At 56.0% G+C, this 13,681-nt stretch carries 13 protein-coding genes; 5 read left to right on the top strand and 8 right to left on the bottom strand.

What is annotated here, in order from left to right:
• The first annotated feature begins 70 nt into the window (after positions 1 to 70).
• The gene (locus RBB62_RS17900; RefSeq protein ID WP_309400565.1) at positions 71 to 1,501 is read left to right on the top strand and encodes a dienelactone hydrolase family protein; all 1,431 of its coding nucleotides are present in this window, start codon (positions 71 to 73) and stop codon (positions 1,499 to 1,501) included.
• A gap of 233 nt (positions 1,502 to 1,734) precedes the next feature.
• Here RBB62_RS17900 and RBB62_RS17895 read toward each other — a convergent pair whose 3' ends face one another.
• Positions 1,735 to 2,490, bottom strand: coding sequence for a TVP38/TMEM64 family protein (locus tag RBB62_RS17895; RefSeq protein ID WP_309400564.1), 756 nt, complete (start codon positions 2,488 to 2,490; stop codon positions 1,735 to 1,737).
• A gap of 127 nt (positions 2,491 to 2,617) precedes the next feature.
• Here RBB62_RS17895 and RBB62_RS17890 point away from each other — a divergent pair, with 127 nt between their 5' ends.
• The 4 genes from RBB62_RS17890 (at position 2,618) to RBB62_RS17875 (ending at position 7,169) form a co-directional block, all read left to right on the top strand.
• Entirely contained in the window at positions 2,618 to 2,812 is a 195-nt protein-coding gene (locus tag RBB62_RS17890) for a hypothetical protein (RefSeq protein ID WP_309400563.1), read from the top strand.
• 162 nt (positions 2,813 to 2,974) lie between these two features.
• The gene (gene sthA, locus RBB62_RS17885; protein WP_309400562.1) at positions 2,975 to 4,390 is read left to right on the top strand and encodes a Si-specific NAD(P)(+) transhydrogenase; all 1,416 of its coding nucleotides are present in this window, start codon (positions 2,975 to 2,977) and stop codon (positions 4,388 to 4,390) included.
• Positions 4,391 to 4,585: 195 nt separating this feature from the next.
• Positions 4,586 to 6,157: an arylsulfatase gene (locus tag RBB62_RS17880; protein ID WP_309400561.1), complete on the top strand. Its 1,572-nt coding sequence runs from the start codon at positions 4,586 to 4,588 to the stop codon at positions 6,155 to 6,157.
• A gap of 49 nt (positions 6,158 to 6,206) precedes the next feature.
• The gene (locus RBB62_RS17875) at positions 6,207 to 7,169 is read left to right on the top strand and encodes an HAD family hydrolase (RefSeq protein ID WP_309400560.1); all 963 of its coding nucleotides are present in this window, start codon (positions 6,207 to 6,209) and stop codon (positions 7,167 to 7,169) included.
• A gap of 297 nt (positions 7,170 to 7,466) precedes the next feature.
• Here the strand turns inward: RBB62_RS17875 and RBB62_RS17870 are convergent, their stop codons facing one another.
• The 7 genes from RBB62_RS17870 to RBB62_RS17840 form a co-directional block, all read right to left on the bottom strand.
• On the bottom strand, positions 7,467 to 8,051 hold the full coding sequence (locus tag RBB62_RS17870) for an FKBP-type peptidyl-prolyl cis-trans isomerase (protein WP_309400559.1): 585 nt from the start codon (positions 8,049 to 8,051) through the stop codon (positions 7,467 to 7,469).
• A 204-nt stretch (positions 8,052 to 8,255) separates the two neighbouring features.
• The gene (locus tag RBB62_RS17865) at positions 8,256 to 8,909 is read right to left on the bottom strand and encodes an HAD family hydrolase (protein ID WP_309400558.1); all 654 of its coding nucleotides are present in this window, start codon (positions 8,907 to 8,909) and stop codon (positions 8,256 to 8,258) included.
• A 72-nt stretch (positions 8,910 to 8,981) separates the two neighbouring features.
• Positions 8,982 to 9,962, bottom strand: a complete 981-nt coding sequence (locus RBB62_RS17860; protein ID WP_309400556.1) for a thiamine-phosphate kinase — start codon at positions 9,960 to 9,962, stop codon at positions 8,982 to 8,984.
• Between the two features lie 7 nt (positions 9,963 to 9,969).
• Positions 9,970 to 10,827, bottom strand: a complete 858-nt coding sequence (locus tag RBB62_RS17855; RefSeq protein WP_309400555.1) for a CPBP family intramembrane glutamic endopeptidase — start codon at positions 10,825 to 10,827, stop codon at positions 9,970 to 9,972.
• Between the two features lie 9 nt (positions 10,828 to 10,836).
• On the bottom strand, positions 10,837 to 12,120 hold the full coding sequence (locus RBB62_RS17850) for a dihydroorotase (RefSeq protein WP_309400554.1): 1,284 nt from the start codon (positions 12,118 to 12,120) through the stop codon (positions 10,837 to 10,839).
• A gap of 1 nt (position 12,121) precedes the next feature.
• Positions 12,122 to 13,069 carry an aspartate carbamoyltransferase catalytic subunit gene (locus RBB62_RS17845; RefSeq protein WP_309400553.1) on the bottom strand — a complete coding sequence of 316 codons (948 nt, stop codon included), beginning with the start codon at positions 13,067 to 13,069 and terminating at the stop codon, positions 12,122 to 12,124.
• Positions 13,070 to 13,606, bottom strand: a complete 537-nt coding sequence (locus RBB62_RS17840; protein ID WP_309400552.1) for a bifunctional pyr operon transcriptional regulator/uracil phosphoribosyltransferase PyrR — start codon at positions 13,604 to 13,606, stop codon at positions 13,070 to 13,072.
• Positions 13,607 to 13,681: the final 75 nt, after the last annotated feature.

Raw genomic sequence — 13,681 nt, 5'->3', positions numbered from 1 at the left:
GAGGTCACTAGACGTTGAATTGTCGAAAGTAACAAATTTTGCTAAGGTTATTAGTTTTTATTCTGCAACTATGCCCTCACAACTGTTCTTTCGCGGCGCATTGGCGTCGGTATGTTTGTTGACTGCTACAGCCGTTCAGGCGGCTTTTACCACCGAGATTGTGTTCTTCGATATGCCCGAAGATTTGGAGCGGGAGGTTATACCGACCCCGACTGCGGCGCTGTCCGCGCTCAATGGCTATCCGAACGACCCCAACCAGCTGACCCTGGCGGGGCAAATTTACGTGCCCGATGTGAATGCATTTGATGGCCCGTATCCGACGGTGATTCTGCTTCACGGTTCCGGTGGCATGTGGTCGAACGACATCATTGCCAACGGCCCGCTCTCGCATCTGGAGCAGTGGGGCGAGCTCCTGGCTGACATGGGCTACATCGCGTTGCTCGTCGATAGCTACAATCCGCGCGGCATCCCGGCCAACTACGGTAGCCGCCGCCCGAGTTATGATTCCGCTGTCGATGACGATCTCTGTTCGCCTAATTACGAGCGCCCGAAGGATGTCGTCGCCGCGTTGACCTACCTGGCTGGACGCAGCGATGTGGACACCGACAACATCGGCCTGATGGGCTTCTCCCACGGCGCGCAGACGGCGATGAACGCCGTGCTCGATGTGTCGGTGGACCTCGGCACTTATGAAGTGAGTTACATCGATCTCGTGGAGATTCCCGACACCGATCCCGAGGAATATGAGGAGGAGACTACCACTAAAGTAGTCGATAGCCCGGTGCGCATTCCGGACAGCTTGCCGTTCCCGAAGTTTGGCGCGTTTTACTACGGTGGCGGTTCTCACTACGGCTATCATGGACAGGCAAGCTCGGTGGCGGCCGGTCGTTACATGATCGACCGTCGCATGCAGGCGCTCGTGTTTCACGGGACGGACGACTCGCTCCTAGGTGTGAGTGACTCCGATGTTTTGCCAATGACGGGCAACCTCTACCCGATCAAGCAGCTGGCTTCTTCGAGCCTCCAGGCTCAGGCTGAGGGCGTAGACGATCCGCTACAGCATCACTACATCATGGACCACGTGGAGCACTCCTTCGACTTGGAGACCATTGCGGACGAGATCGATTGGAATACGAACGCCGAAAATGCCGATCAAAAGGCCAAGCGCCTTTGCCGCGAAGAAGTGCTCAAGTGGCTGGAATACAAGCTGAAGCCCGGCCCGGACACCGCAGTCGAGCCCGAGCCAACGCCCGGCCTGGTGGAGCTGGTCGCTTCAACCAACGCACGCCTGAATTATCAGTGGTTTTACAGCGACGACCTCTCCAACTGGAATACGTTGGGGTCTGACTTCGACGGCGACGATGCGGACATGACCACCCAGACTACGCTTGGCCCGGAGGACCGCCGTTTTTTCTCGCTGGAGTATTTGCCTATCGAGCCTCCCTTCGACGATCCAGACAACGTAGGCTACTTCTTCGACTATGCTGATTTCAGCTATTAAAGGACCGTCTAAAGGGCACTGCGATTAATCTTAAATGCGAGCAAATCCACGTGCGGTTTCGTGAATAATGGAGGCCGCCAGAGTCTCGCCTGGCATGTCCTCGTGCCGATCCTCAATTGCACTGAGACATTAATACAACTCAGCATGCAGGAAGGATCTTCCTGCTTGAAATATATCTTCATTCACCCAGTGATGCTGCCAATTTCACCAATCTTTCCAGAAGCGGTTTCAGGCTATTCGTCGCCTTCTTTTACTTTGCTCTCCTTAAGCTCCGCTTCGGCCTGCTGTAGGGCTTTCCGCGCGGTGTGCCCAATATAAGCCGAGCCCGCGATGGCTAGTGCCAAGCCAGCGTAGATGGCGAAGTCTTGGAGGTCGAAGTGGTGTTTGGGGTGATCCGTTGTTTGGGCGAAGTGGATTGCCGCGTAGCCAAAATACATCGATGCAAAAGAAACCGGAATGATACCGAGGGTGGCGATTAGAAAGTGGTCGAAGCGCATTTTGCTGACGCCCATCAAGTAGCTGATCGGGGAGGCTGGCACCGGCGCCATGCGGATCAGGAAGAGCAGGCGCGCGCCGCGCAGCTCGATGGCGCGGTTGATGGCTTGCATTTTGGGCTTGTTGCGCATCCAGCGCTCTACTTTCGCGCGCAAGAGGTGCCGCGACACGAGGAAGATAATCGCCTGGCTGAGCATGGTGGCGATGACTAGATACAGAGCCCCCCAGCGGAGCCCGAAAATCATCCCGGCTGCGATAAAGAGCACGTCCATCGGAAAGCAAATCAGCGTGAGTAAAACAACGAGCAGTATGTAGAATACCGGCGCCCAAATGCCCTGTGCCTCGATCCATTTTTCCGCTTGGGGCAGCAGTGGGGCGAGCTTATCGAGCAGTAGCAGGATCACCAAGATGACTGCCACTGCCGTGAGGATACGCACTATAGTGGTGCGCGTGGGTCGGCTTTTGGGCTGTTTTCCTTTGGGGAATGATGCCATTGCGCTCTAGCTTATGTTTTATATTAGGGGATTTAATTTATTGTGTAAAAAAATAAGAAACTTTCCTGCTACGGCGAAGTCATAATTGAAATCATACGTTTTTTTCCCTATATTGGCTAATTTAATCATGGGACTCATCTTTGAAGTCAAGCAACACAAGGATGGCGAATACACCGCCACTTGCCACTTTGAAAACATCTACACCTCTGGTGTTGATCTGCAAGACCTGCATACCAACATCAATTCGGCAGTAGATGAGCGATTTGTTGGACGCGAGCGCCCCGTTGCCCGCGACATCCATTTGCTCGTTTGCCAGGAGTAGGCAAGCGGCTGCTGTCCAAGGTAGTCGGGGAGCAGAGCTGGCGTCAATTCTGCCGGTTTGGTGGCTAGTTGACGAATAATTGCACGGGAATGAAAAAATCTGCTGATTTTGGCAGCTTGCGCTTCCCATGAGCCAAGGATGTGCTATAGGTTTGGGTAAGCTATGAAGCAATACGACTTGATTGTTATCGGATCGGGCCCCGCGGGGGAGAAAGCAGCGATGAAAGCCGCCTACCACGGCAAGAGCGTCGCAGTTGTGGAAAAGGAGTCCATGCTCGGTGGAGCGGGCACCAATACCGGCACGCTGCCGTCCAAAACACTCAAGGAAACCGCCTTGTATTACTCGGGCCGCAATGAAACCGGCCTTTGGGGCGTGGACAAGGAGCTCCAGCATGCGGCCAACGCGGAAGACTTCTTTTTCCGTAAAAATGAAGTGCAGGACTCGCAGGAGCTCGGCATTGAGAAGAATTTTCTCCTTCACAATATCGACATCTACAAGGGAGCGGGCACGGTCATCTCCCCGAATCGCGTGCAGATTGTAGGTGAAGATGATGACCTGATCGAAGGAGATTTTATCCTCATCGCCACTGGCTCTTATCCATTTCACCCGCCAGGCATCCCGTTTGACGGTCAGTTCGTGCACGACTCGGACACAATTTTAAACATCAAAGGCATCCCGAAGTCTATCGTCATTGTAGGGGCGGGCGTAATCGGCTGCGAATACGCGACAATTTTTGGCATCATGGGCGTCAAGGTTAAGCTGGTTAACAGCCACCCGGACATCCTCAGCTTCCTCGATCCCGAGATCCGCGACATGCTCATGGAGAGCATGAAGAGCGATAACATCGAGTTTATTTTCAACCAGCGTATCGACGAGGTGACGATTCTGCCCGACGAGCACGAGTATAACGTCCACGCCAAGCTTTCGGACGGCGATCCGATTCAGGCGGACATGTTCCTCTATGCAGCTGGTCGCTCTGGTCAATCTGGCAAGCTGGGTTTGGAAGATGTCGGCGTGGAGTTAGGCAAGCGTGGGAACATCGTCGTCGACAAGGAATACCGTACGGCTGTGCCCAGTATTTTTGCCGTGGGCGATGTGATTGGCTTTCCTGCGCTGGCCAGCACGGGAATGGACCAGGGGCGGGTGGCTGTCTCCCACATGTTTGGTTTTGGTGACCAGGTGAAGCTCACGGAGCATTTTCCTTATGGCATCTACACCATTCCAGAAGTCAGTGTTTATGGCCTGACTGAAGATGAGGCCAAGGACAAGGGGCATGAGGTCATTGTCGGTCGCGCGCGTTATGTAGACATGCCTCGCGGCAAGATCATGGGCGTTAAAAATGGAATACTCAAGCTGGTCGTCGACAAGGAAAGCCAAGTGGTTCTGGGCGTGCATATTTTTGGCAAGATCGCCACAGAGCTCGTTCACTATGGTATGGCTGTCGTTGACAACCACAGCACGCTGGAAACGTTAATCAACCGTGTTTACAACATGCCGACCTTGCACGAACTCTACAAATATGCCGGCTACAATGCATTGATCGAGGGCCACTACCTAGAGGCTCCAGCCGGTCACTAGGCACCGCTACGACCACTGAGAGGCAGCTCCTTTGGTCAATGGCAGATAGGTTGGCGTGGCGAGTCATGCCTAGGCTATTAGGTAGCCATAAAGTTTTCTGTGTATTTGGCTTTAGTTCCTTCTTGGTGTATATTAGTTTGTACATGTCTTAATGACGTGAAGTGTCTAAGACCACGTTAACCTACTCTATACATTATGTTACGCACTAAACCCCTGCTGCTGGCGCTATGCGTCGGTTTTGCTGCGCTCTGCGCATCCGCCCAAGATACAAAGAAACCTAATATTCTCGTTATTTGGGGCGACGACATTGGCATCACCAATATCAGTTATAACAGTCACGGCATGATGGGCTACATGACGCCCAACATCGACCGTATCGCTAGTGAAGGCATTGGCTTCACTGATTATTATGGCCAACAATCCTGTACTGCCGGTCGGGCAGCGTTCCTCTCGGGTTCTGTCCCGGTTCGGAGTGGCATGACCAAGGTTGGTTTGCCCAGCGCAAAAGAAGGCTGGCAGAAAACAGATGTCACCATTGCGACGGTGATGAAGTCGCTCGGTTACGCCACTGGTCAGTTTGGCAAAAACCACCAGGGCGACCGCGACGAGCACCTGCCTACAATGCACGGTTTTGACGAATTTATGGGCAACCTCTACCACCTGAACGCCGAGGAAGAGCCCGAAAACGAAGACTATCCACGCGATATGGTCCTCGCCGATGGACGGAAGTTTATCGACGTCTATGGCCCACGTGGTGTCCTGAAGTGTAAGGCCGACGGTAAGGGGGGCCAGAGTATCGAGGACACAGGACCGCTGACCAAGAAGCGTATGGAGACCATTGACGAGGAAACCCTCGCTGCCGCCAAGGACTTCATCAAGCGCCAGCATGAGGCGGGCCAGCCCTTCTTCTGTTGGTGGAACGGCACGCGCATGCACTTCCGTACCCATGTAAAAGAAGAGCACCGTGGCATTTCGGGCCAGAACGACGAGTATTCAGACGGTATGGTCGAGCACGATATGCATGTGGGCGAGCTACTAGACCTTTTGGACGAGCTTGGTATCTCCGAAAACACCATTGTCCAGTATTCCACGGACAATGGCCCACATTACAATACCTGGCCTGATGCTGGCACGACGCCATTTCGCTCGGAAAAAAATTCCAACTGGGAGGGTGCCTACCGCGTGCCGTGTTTCGTTCGTTGGCCGGGTAAATTCCGCGAAGGCGAATGGCTGACTGGAATTACCTCCCACGAAGACTGGCTGCCTACTTTTGCGGCGATTGCGGGGAATCCGGACATTAAGCAGCAGTTGCTGGAAGGTGTAGAGCTCAATGGCCGCAGCTACCGCAACTACATTGATGGTATGGATCAGTCGGATTATTTGATGGGCAAGACCGATCAGTCCGCCAGAGATGACTTTATCTACGTCAATGACGATGGCAACGTAGTCGCAATGCGATACGACGCATGGAAGGCGGTCTTCCTGGAAAACCGTGGTGTGGCTTTTGGTGTTTGGCGTGAGCCGTTCACTGAGTTGCGTGTGCCGCTGCTGTTTAACCTGCGACGCGACCCCTACGAGCGCGCCCAGCACAACTCCAATACCTACAATGATTGGTTTTTGGATCGCGCTTACGTCCTGGCTCCCATGCAGCAAAAGGCAGCCAAGTTCCTGAAGACCATTCAGGAATATCCGCCCAGCCAAACGCCTGGTTCTTTCAATCTCAAGAAGATTGAAGAGCAAATTAAGCGGGGAATGATCAGCCACTAAATTCAATCTGGGCCGTATCTCGTCACGAGTGCGGCCTATTTTTTAAGTCATGAAATTGCTCGGATTCTTTCTCGGACTCACGGCCTGCCTTTGTGCGGACCCACTTCCATCGTGGAATAACACACCCGTCAAGCAAGAGATCATCAGCTTTGTCGACAAGGTGACCGATCCGAAATCACCGAATTACGTCCCATCGGCAGAGCGCATCGCTACCTTCGACAATGATGGCTGTCTATGGTCGGAAAAACCGGTCTATTTTCAGCTGATCTTTGTTTTCGACCAAATAAGAGAGCTGGCCCCTGAGCATCCTGAGTGGCAAACACAGGAGCCCTACGCGTCCATCCTCAAAGGCGATTATCAGTCAGCGCTTTCGGCGAAGAAGGAAGCGTTGTTAGAGGCGGCCCTCGTTGCCCATAGTAGCATGACTGCGGAGGAGTTTGAGCAATCCGCACGGGATTGGCTGGATACCGCCAAACACCCTCAAACCGGCATGCTTTATAGAGAGATGGTTTTTCAGCCGATGCTGGAGTTGTTGGCATACTTACGGGCCAACGATTTCAAGACTTACATCGTCTCTGGAGGAGGCATTGATTTTCTACGGGTCTTTGCTGAAGAGACTTACGGTATTCCGCCTGAGCAAGTGGTGGGCACTACGCTCAAGGCGAAATACGAAGTGCATGCTGGCAAGCCCGTCATCATCAAAGAGCCAGAGATCGCATTGATTGATGACCAAGCCGGTAAGCCAGTGGGGATTTACCAATTCATTGGGCGTCGCCCGATTTTTGCTGCGGGCAACTCCGACGGAGATTTTGAAATGCTCGAATACACCACATCGGGAGAGGGAGCACGCTTCGGCATGCTTGTGCATCACACTGATGCCCAGCGTGAATGGGCCTACGACCGGGATTCGCATGTGGGTAAGTTGAGTCGTGGTCTGGATGAAGGCCCGCAGCGCGGCTGGCTAATCGTCGATATGCAAAAGGACTGGGGGAAGGTATACCCGTTTGAATAGAGATAACATTTCTCAAAAGATTTGAGAGTTTCGCAGTATCACTTGGTGTAATGAAATTAATTTCAAACAGGAAGATCGGAAAGAACGGGAAGTTTCTTGCTGCTTCCCGCTCTTTCCGATCTTCCTGTTAAATCCTCCGTATGTTGGGTTCTTTTTAAGTCTCAATACGGTTGGGAATCGGTATAATTTCCAGAGCTGGGCTCTTGGGCGATCTGTAGAAAGACAGCATCGTCCTCAAACAAACAGAAAAAGGCGGCTCCCGCAGGAACCGCCTTTTGAAATGAATGAGAAAAGGTCTTAGGAGTCGGGGTTGACTTCTACCATCTCGACGTCAAAGATCAGCGTGCCATTCGGCGGAATCTGGCTGCCACGGGGCGGGTTCGGGCCGTAGCCGAGATTGCCCGGAATGTAGAGCTTTACCTTGCCGCCAGCGCCAACGAGCTGGACGCCTTCACCGAAGCCCTTAACGACGCCGCCAACCGGGAAGGTTGCGGGTTCGCCGCGCTTGTAGGAGCTGTCAAACTCGGTGCCGTCCACGAGTGTGCCCTTGTAGTGGACCTTCACGGAGTCTTCCGGTCCAGCGCGGGTTGCGTCGCCTTCCTCGATGATCTCGTAGTAGAGGCCAGTTGGGCTCTGCTTGATATTCGGATTCGCCTTTAGTTCGGCAAAGAAAGCTTCGTTTTCCTTCTCCATGATGCCGTTGAAGCGAGACTGCAGGTATTGCTGCACTTCCATGGCAGCCGCTTGCTTGTCTTCCGGGCCTCCGGTGTTGTTGAGCGCATCCTTAACTCCCTTGAGGAATGCTTCCTGTTCGGAATCACTCAACTCGAGCTTTTGGGTGCTTTCGGCGACGAACCATCCAAAGTTTTCTAGTATCTTCATATTGTTAGAGCTGGCTGCGTCCTCTGCCTGTGCGAATAGGGGCATGGAAAGCAGAGCGGCGGCTGCGAGGGGACGTAGGTGCTTGAGTATCATAAGCGGTTGATATTTCGTATTGAGGCGGGGAGGTCAACGGAATTCCCTGCCGAATTAATGGGTTGTTTCGCGGTTAAGAGAGGTTTCGCGGTCGTTTTGTTCCCGCTTTTATCAACGCACGAGGTCAAGCATCGCTTCGTAATTCAGATTACTCAACCGGTGGACAGCCATGTGGGCTTCGTGCAGGTCCTCAATTGGGTGGGTCGTGGCGACAGCAACCACCTTCATGCTGCCGCGCAGACCGGCCTCAATACCGTAGTGGGCGTCCTCAAACACCAGGCAGCTCGCGGGTTCGCGGCCGATTTTGCTCGCGGCGAGCAGGAATACCTCGGGGTCCGGCTTGCCGTGGGTGACGTCTTCCGCCGACACGATGTCCTGAAAATATTCGCGCACGCCGAGGACGTCCATGATGGTCTCTACGTTGATGCGTGGCGTGGAGGTGCCGACGACGCAGGGAACGCCTTGCTCGTGGAGAAACTTTAGCAGCTCCTTGATGCCGGGCAGGGCGTCGATGCCCTCCTTTTTGATGATCTCGCGATAAAGCTCCTCCTTGCGGAAGCTAAGCTCCTCGATCTCCTCGTGGTCGTGGGTCCAATCGAGCAGATTGGGGATGATGAACTGGTTTTTGCGGCCAAAGCCTTTCTTGAAGTGGTCTTCGGGCAGGAACAAATTGCGCTCCGCTGCCAGCAGTTCCCAACTGCGCTCATGCGCCGCCGAAGAGTCAATGACCACGCCGTCCCAATCAAAAATGGCTCCTATATTCATGTCGCAATGGGTTAGCGATGCAGCGCGTTGGGCGCTAGATTAAAATGCGTTACCATCGGGCAACGCCGCTGGCTATTGGCCAAAATGCTCGAAGGCCGCAGCGTCGATCAAGGCACCGGAGGTGGCATCGATGAGCTTGCGATTTTGGCCTTCGGCGGCAGGGGCGATTTTACCGATCAAGGTCAGCGGTGAGTCGTATTTCTTGGCCCACTCATCGATCATCAATTGCGGGTCCACTTCGGAGTCGAGCACCACGAGTAGCTCGTAGTCTTCGCCGTCGCAGAGGGCGTGCTCCAGCGCGGTCTTGCCGGTCTTTGCGGCCAACGCTTTGGCGGCATCGCTGATCGGTACGGAGGCGATGTCCAAGTGTGCGCAGCAGCCATCGGGCAACAGCGCGGGGATGTCTTTCGCGAGGCCGTCGGTGACGTCGATCATGCCTTTCACGACGTTTTGCTCACCAAACCACTGGCCTTCGCTGAGGAGGGGCTGAAAAGTCTTTTCCTTGCCGTGGCGGGTGCCGCCGAGGTCGCCGGTTACGAGGATGAAGTCACCGGCTTTTTGTCCGCCCTGACGCCGGATCGCGCGCGGCACGCTGCCCATCAAGGTCAGGTGCGAGCCGAAGAAATCCTTGGCGCCGCCGCGGGTCACATCGCCGCCGACAATGAGGAAATAGTTCTGCAATGCCGTTTCGCAAATGCCGGCATAAAAACGCTCCAGCCAACTGACGCTCACGTTGTCGGCGAGGGTCAGCGCGATGACCGCGCCGGCGGGCGCGCCTCCCATGGCGGCGATGTCGCTGAGGTTGCGCTTAACGAGTTTCGCGCCGGCTTCTTCGGGCGTAAAGGTGTCGTCGAAATGTTCGTTCCAGATCAGCGCATCGACGGTAGTCAGGATCGTGCCCACATCCCCGGAGTCCATCACCGCGCAGTCGTCGCCAATGCCAAAGGGCGGAGGCGGGGAAATCGGCTCCATCCACTTGGTGATTTTCTCGATGAGGCCAATTTCGCCGAGCTGGGCGATTTGGTCTTCGGGCTGATCGGTAAAAGGTGTCACTTGCAGTCTAGGAAAGGGCCTCGAGATCGGGAGCCAGGAAGATGATCAGGATGGTGTTCGCGTTAAAGATTCCGTGAAGAAAGATGGAGGCGAGGATGTTCTCGTTCTTTTCATACGCCCAGCACAAAACGATGCCAAGCAGGAATAGCGGCGCCATCGCCATCCAGTTGAAATGAATCAACGCAAAGAAAGCCGCACTAATTATCATGGCGAGAAGCCTTGGTGCCTGCCCCTTGAGATAGCGGTAGATGAAGCCGCGGAAGAACAATTCCTCACTGATCGGTGCGATGACCACCGCCAGAAAAATCAATGCCGCAGTGGCGTAAGGGTTCTCCACGTTGGCAAACATCTCAATTTGCGCCTGACGGTCGAGCGGGATGTTGAAACCGAAATCATTCAGCAACTCCAGCACCTGCCCCCAAACCATGCTCACTACACCAAGTATTGGCAGAGCAGCGAGAAACAGCGTCAGCCCGGCCAGCATCGCCCGGTGGATGGGCATGCGTTGCGGGATCAGCTGTAGTGGCGTGTCGGTGAGCTTGAGCTCCACTGCGTCGCGTACCTTGGTGTTAAACAGGAACGCGAGCAGGATTAAAATGGACAGGTGCGCGGCATAGCCAACCAAGGTCAACCGCCAAGGCTCCAGGGCCTGGTTTTCTGCCCAGTCTTTCGTTGCCTCAGCGGCAATGAGGCTGCTGAAGAAGTAGCAAACCACCGCCAGTGCGAATATCTGCAAGAACTGCGCAAAGGTGATGTTCCACGCCAGGAGTGGCGGGCGCTGGTGTCGAAAGAGGTCACGCCCCTCCTTGATGAGACTAGCCAGAGCCGCTAGTAGAAGCGTGGTTAGGTATACATTGATGAACATCGGCCGCCGTTAGTCGGCAAACGGATAAGCCTGGCGACCTTCCGAGAATGTCGTGCGCACTTTGCCGCGCAAAGTAAGCCCGAGCCAGGGTGAATTGTGGGAGAGGCTGGCCAAGTTCTCACGGGAAACCTCCCAGGTTTCTTCCGGATCGAAGATGGTGATGTCCGCAGACGCGCCCACGCTCAGCGTTCCACGGTCGAGGCCCAGGATGTTGGCCGGTTTATGGGTCAACAGCGCGATCATGTCGGAGAGCTCTAGCAACTGGGAGCGCACCAGCGTATCGAGGCAGACGGACAACGCGGTTTCGAGGCCATTCATGCCGAAGGGCGCGTAGTCGAATTCCTTGTCTTTCTCGATCTCGGTGTGTGGCGCGTGGGCCGTGGAAATGCAGTCGATTGTGCCGTCTTGCAGGCCTTCGATCAGGGCTTGGCGGTCCACCTCGGTGCGCAGTGGAGGCACGACCTTGAAGTGCGTGCTGTAGTCCTTGAGCGCAGCTTCGGTCAGCGACAAATGATGCGGCGTCGCTTCGGCGGTGATCTTTACCCCGCGTTGCTTGGCGCGGCGGATGATGTCCACCGAATAGCCTGAGGAAATGTGCTGCAAATGAATGTGCGCGCCGTAGTGCGAGGCCAGGATCACGTTGCGGGACACCATGATGTCTTCCGCCGCGCGGGGCATGCCGCGCAGGCCGAGTCGCAGTGACCAGACGCCCTCGTTCATCACGCAGCCATCGGTCTGAGTCACGTCCTCACAGTGGTCCATGACGACGAGTCCAAACATCGCCGAGTACTCTACGCCCCGGCGCATCAGCTCGTGGTTTTGCACGCAGTGGCCGCCGTCGGTCACGGCTACGGCGCCCGCGGTTTTCAACGACCCGATCGGGGCCAGGGCTTGGCCTTCGCGGTTTTGCGTGAGGCAGCCGGTGGGCAGCACGTTGATCACCGCGTCGCGGTCGATCACGTCCACAATCTGACGGATCGCGCCGACGGTGTCGGCCGGCGGCTTGGTGTTGGACATCGCCACGACGGTGGTAAACCCGCCCTTGGCCGCCGCGCGGCTGCCGGACTTGATCGTTTCCTTGTGGCGGTCGCCCGGCTCACGCAAATGGCAATGCAGGTCGACGAACCCGGGGCAGACGACACAGCCTTCGGCGTCGACCACTTCGGCCAAAGCCTTTTGGTCGGCGCTCAGGGAGTCGACGATTTTGCCGTCCACGGCGAATACATCGCCTTGGGCGTCGCGGTTATTGGCGGGGTCGATCACGCGACCGTTTTTGATCCAAAGTATGCTCATGCTATCGGAGATTCGCAGCGTAAGAAGCGCAGAGGTAAAGCACGGCCATGCGGACGACGATGCCGTTGGTGACTTGTTCGAGGATGACGGAGCGGCCGGAGTCCGCCAGCTTGGAGTCCAGCTCCACGCCGCGGTTGATGGGGCCGGGGTGCATGATGATGGCGTCCTTTTTCAGCCAGCCTTCGCGCTTTTCGTTGAGCCCGAACATGCTGGTGTATTCGCCTAGGGACGGGAAGTGCGTGGACGACTGGCGCTCGTGCTGGATGCGGAGCAGCATCACGGCGTCGGCGTCGGCCAGGGCTGTTTTGAGGTCGTGGATGACCTTCACGCCAAAGTGCTTAAATGCTTCGGGAACCAGCGTTGACGGGCCGGCCAAGGTGACCTCCGCGCCGAGCTTGCGCAGCGCCCAGATGTTGGAGCGCGCCACGCGGCTAAAGAGGATGTCGCCGAGAATGGTGACCTTCTTGCCCGTCAGGTCCTTGCCAAGTTTTTCGCGCAGCGTAAAGGTATCGAGTAGGGCTTGGGTCGGGTGTTCGTGCGCGCCGTCGCCGGCGTTGATGACCGGGATGTCGATCTGGCGAGACAGGTAGCGCGCCGAACCGGCGGCCGAGTGCCGCATGATGATGATGTCCGCGCTCAGCGCCTCGATGTTCTTGGCGGTGTCGCGGAGGCTCTCGCCCTTCACGAGGCTGCTCGCGTTGCCCGAAACCGTCAGCACGTCGGCGCTCAGGCGGGTAGCGGCGACCTCGAAGGCCAGGCGCGTGCGCGTGCTGGGCTCCATGAAGAGGTTGACGACTGTTTGCCCGCGCAGCGTCGGTAGCTTCTTCTGCTTGCGGTTGAGTGTCGCCTTAAACTCCTCGGCCTTCGTGTAAATAATTTCCAGTTCCTCGCGGCTGAGCTCCTCAATGCCGACGAGGTCCTTGCGCTTCCACTCTGATTCTGTGCTCATTTATTTCGGGGAAATGGTAATGCTGTTCGCGGCGCTGTTGGCTGGGTCGAGCTCGACCTTGACGCGTTTGCTGCCATCGATGTTTTCGCAGAAGCCCGAGGCGTCGGTCTGGATCGGCAGCTTGCGGCCGCCGCGGTCGAAGAGGGCGACGAGGCGCACGCAGTCCGGGCGCCCGAGGTCGAACAACTCCGCCAGCGCCGCGCGGGCAGAACGGCCCGAGAAAATCACATCGTCAGCCAGGATCACCGTCTTGCCGCTCAGCTCCATAGGGAGCGAGGTGCGGTATTTCTCGGAAGGGATAGGGTTCGTGCCGATGTCGTCGCGCTGAAATGTGATGTTCAGCTGCCCAAGCGGGATGCTCGCGCCGTAGCTTTCGCTGAGGCGCTGGGCGAGGATTTCGCCAAACGGCACGCCGCCATTGGCGATGCCTGCGACCACGAGATTTTCCGGCGATGGCTCAAGCGCCTTGATTTCATCAACGATCCGCGCGATGGCGTCGTTGATCTGATCCGGGCCGATGCAAACTTGGGTTTCCATTGGCGGCGAAGTTTGCAATGACCCCGCCCGACGCGCAATGGTTTTTACACGGGTATTGCTATTTCCGGCGATTTT

This window comes from Cerasicoccus maritimus (genome assembly GCA_031296935.1).
GTDB lineage: Bacteria > Verrucomicrobiota > Verrucomicrobiia > Opitutales > Cerasicoccaceae > Cerasicoccus > Cerasicoccus maritimus.
The sequence above is the reverse complement of the archived record's forward strand: the minus strand, read 5'-3'. Positions and strand labels throughout refer to the sequence as shown.

What these genes read in the sequence shown, in the direction of transcription:
- RBB62_RS17840 (WP_309400552.1), bottom strand. Translation starts at nt 13,606, where the DNA reads ATGGAAACCCAAGTTTGCATCGGCCCGGATCAGATCAACGACGCCATC.
- RBB62_RS17875 (WP_309400560.1), top strand. Translation starts at nt 6,207, where the DNA reads ATGAAATTGCTCGGATTCTTTCTCGGACTCACGGCCTGCCTTTGTGCG.
- RBB62_RS17895 (WP_309400564.1), bottom strand. Translation starts at nt 2,490, where the DNA reads ATGGCATCATTCCCCAAAGGAAAACAGCCCAAAAGCCGACCCACGCGC.
- RBB62_RS17880 (WP_309400561.1), top strand. Translation starts at nt 4,586, where the DNA reads ATGTTACGCACTAAACCCCTGCTGCTGGCGCTATGCGTCGGTTTTGCT.
- RBB62_RS17850 (WP_309400554.1), bottom strand. Translation starts at nt 12,120, where the DNA reads ATGAGCATACTTTGGATCAAAAACGGTCGCGTGATCGACCCCGCCAAT.
- sthA (WP_309400562.1), top strand. Translation starts at nt 2,975, where the DNA reads ATGAAGCAATACGACTTGATTGTTATCGGATCGGGCCCCGCGGGGGAG.
- RBB62_RS17890 (WP_309400563.1), top strand. Translation starts at nt 2,618, where the DNA reads ATGGGACTCATCTTTGAAGTCAAGCAACACAAGGATGGCGAATACACC.
- RBB62_RS17855 (WP_309400555.1), bottom strand. Translation starts at nt 10,827, where the DNA reads ATGTTCATCAATGTATACCTAACCACGCTTCTACTAGCGGCTCTGGCT.
- RBB62_RS17900 (WP_309400565.1), top strand. Translation starts at nt 71, where the DNA reads ATGCCCTCACAACTGTTCTTTCGCGGCGCATTGGCGTCGGTATGTTTG.
- RBB62_RS17870 (WP_309400559.1), bottom strand. Translation starts at nt 8,051, where the DNA reads ATGAAGATACTAGAAAACTTTGGATGGTTCGTCGCCGAAAGCACCCAA.
- RBB62_RS17845 (WP_309400553.1), bottom strand. Translation starts at nt 13,069, where the DNA reads ATGAGCACAGAATCAGAGTGGAAGCGCAAGGACCTCGTCGGCATTGAG.
- RBB62_RS17865 (WP_309400558.1), bottom strand. Translation starts at nt 8,909, where the DNA reads ATGAATATAGGAGCCATTTTTGATTGGGACGGCGTGGTCATTGACTCT.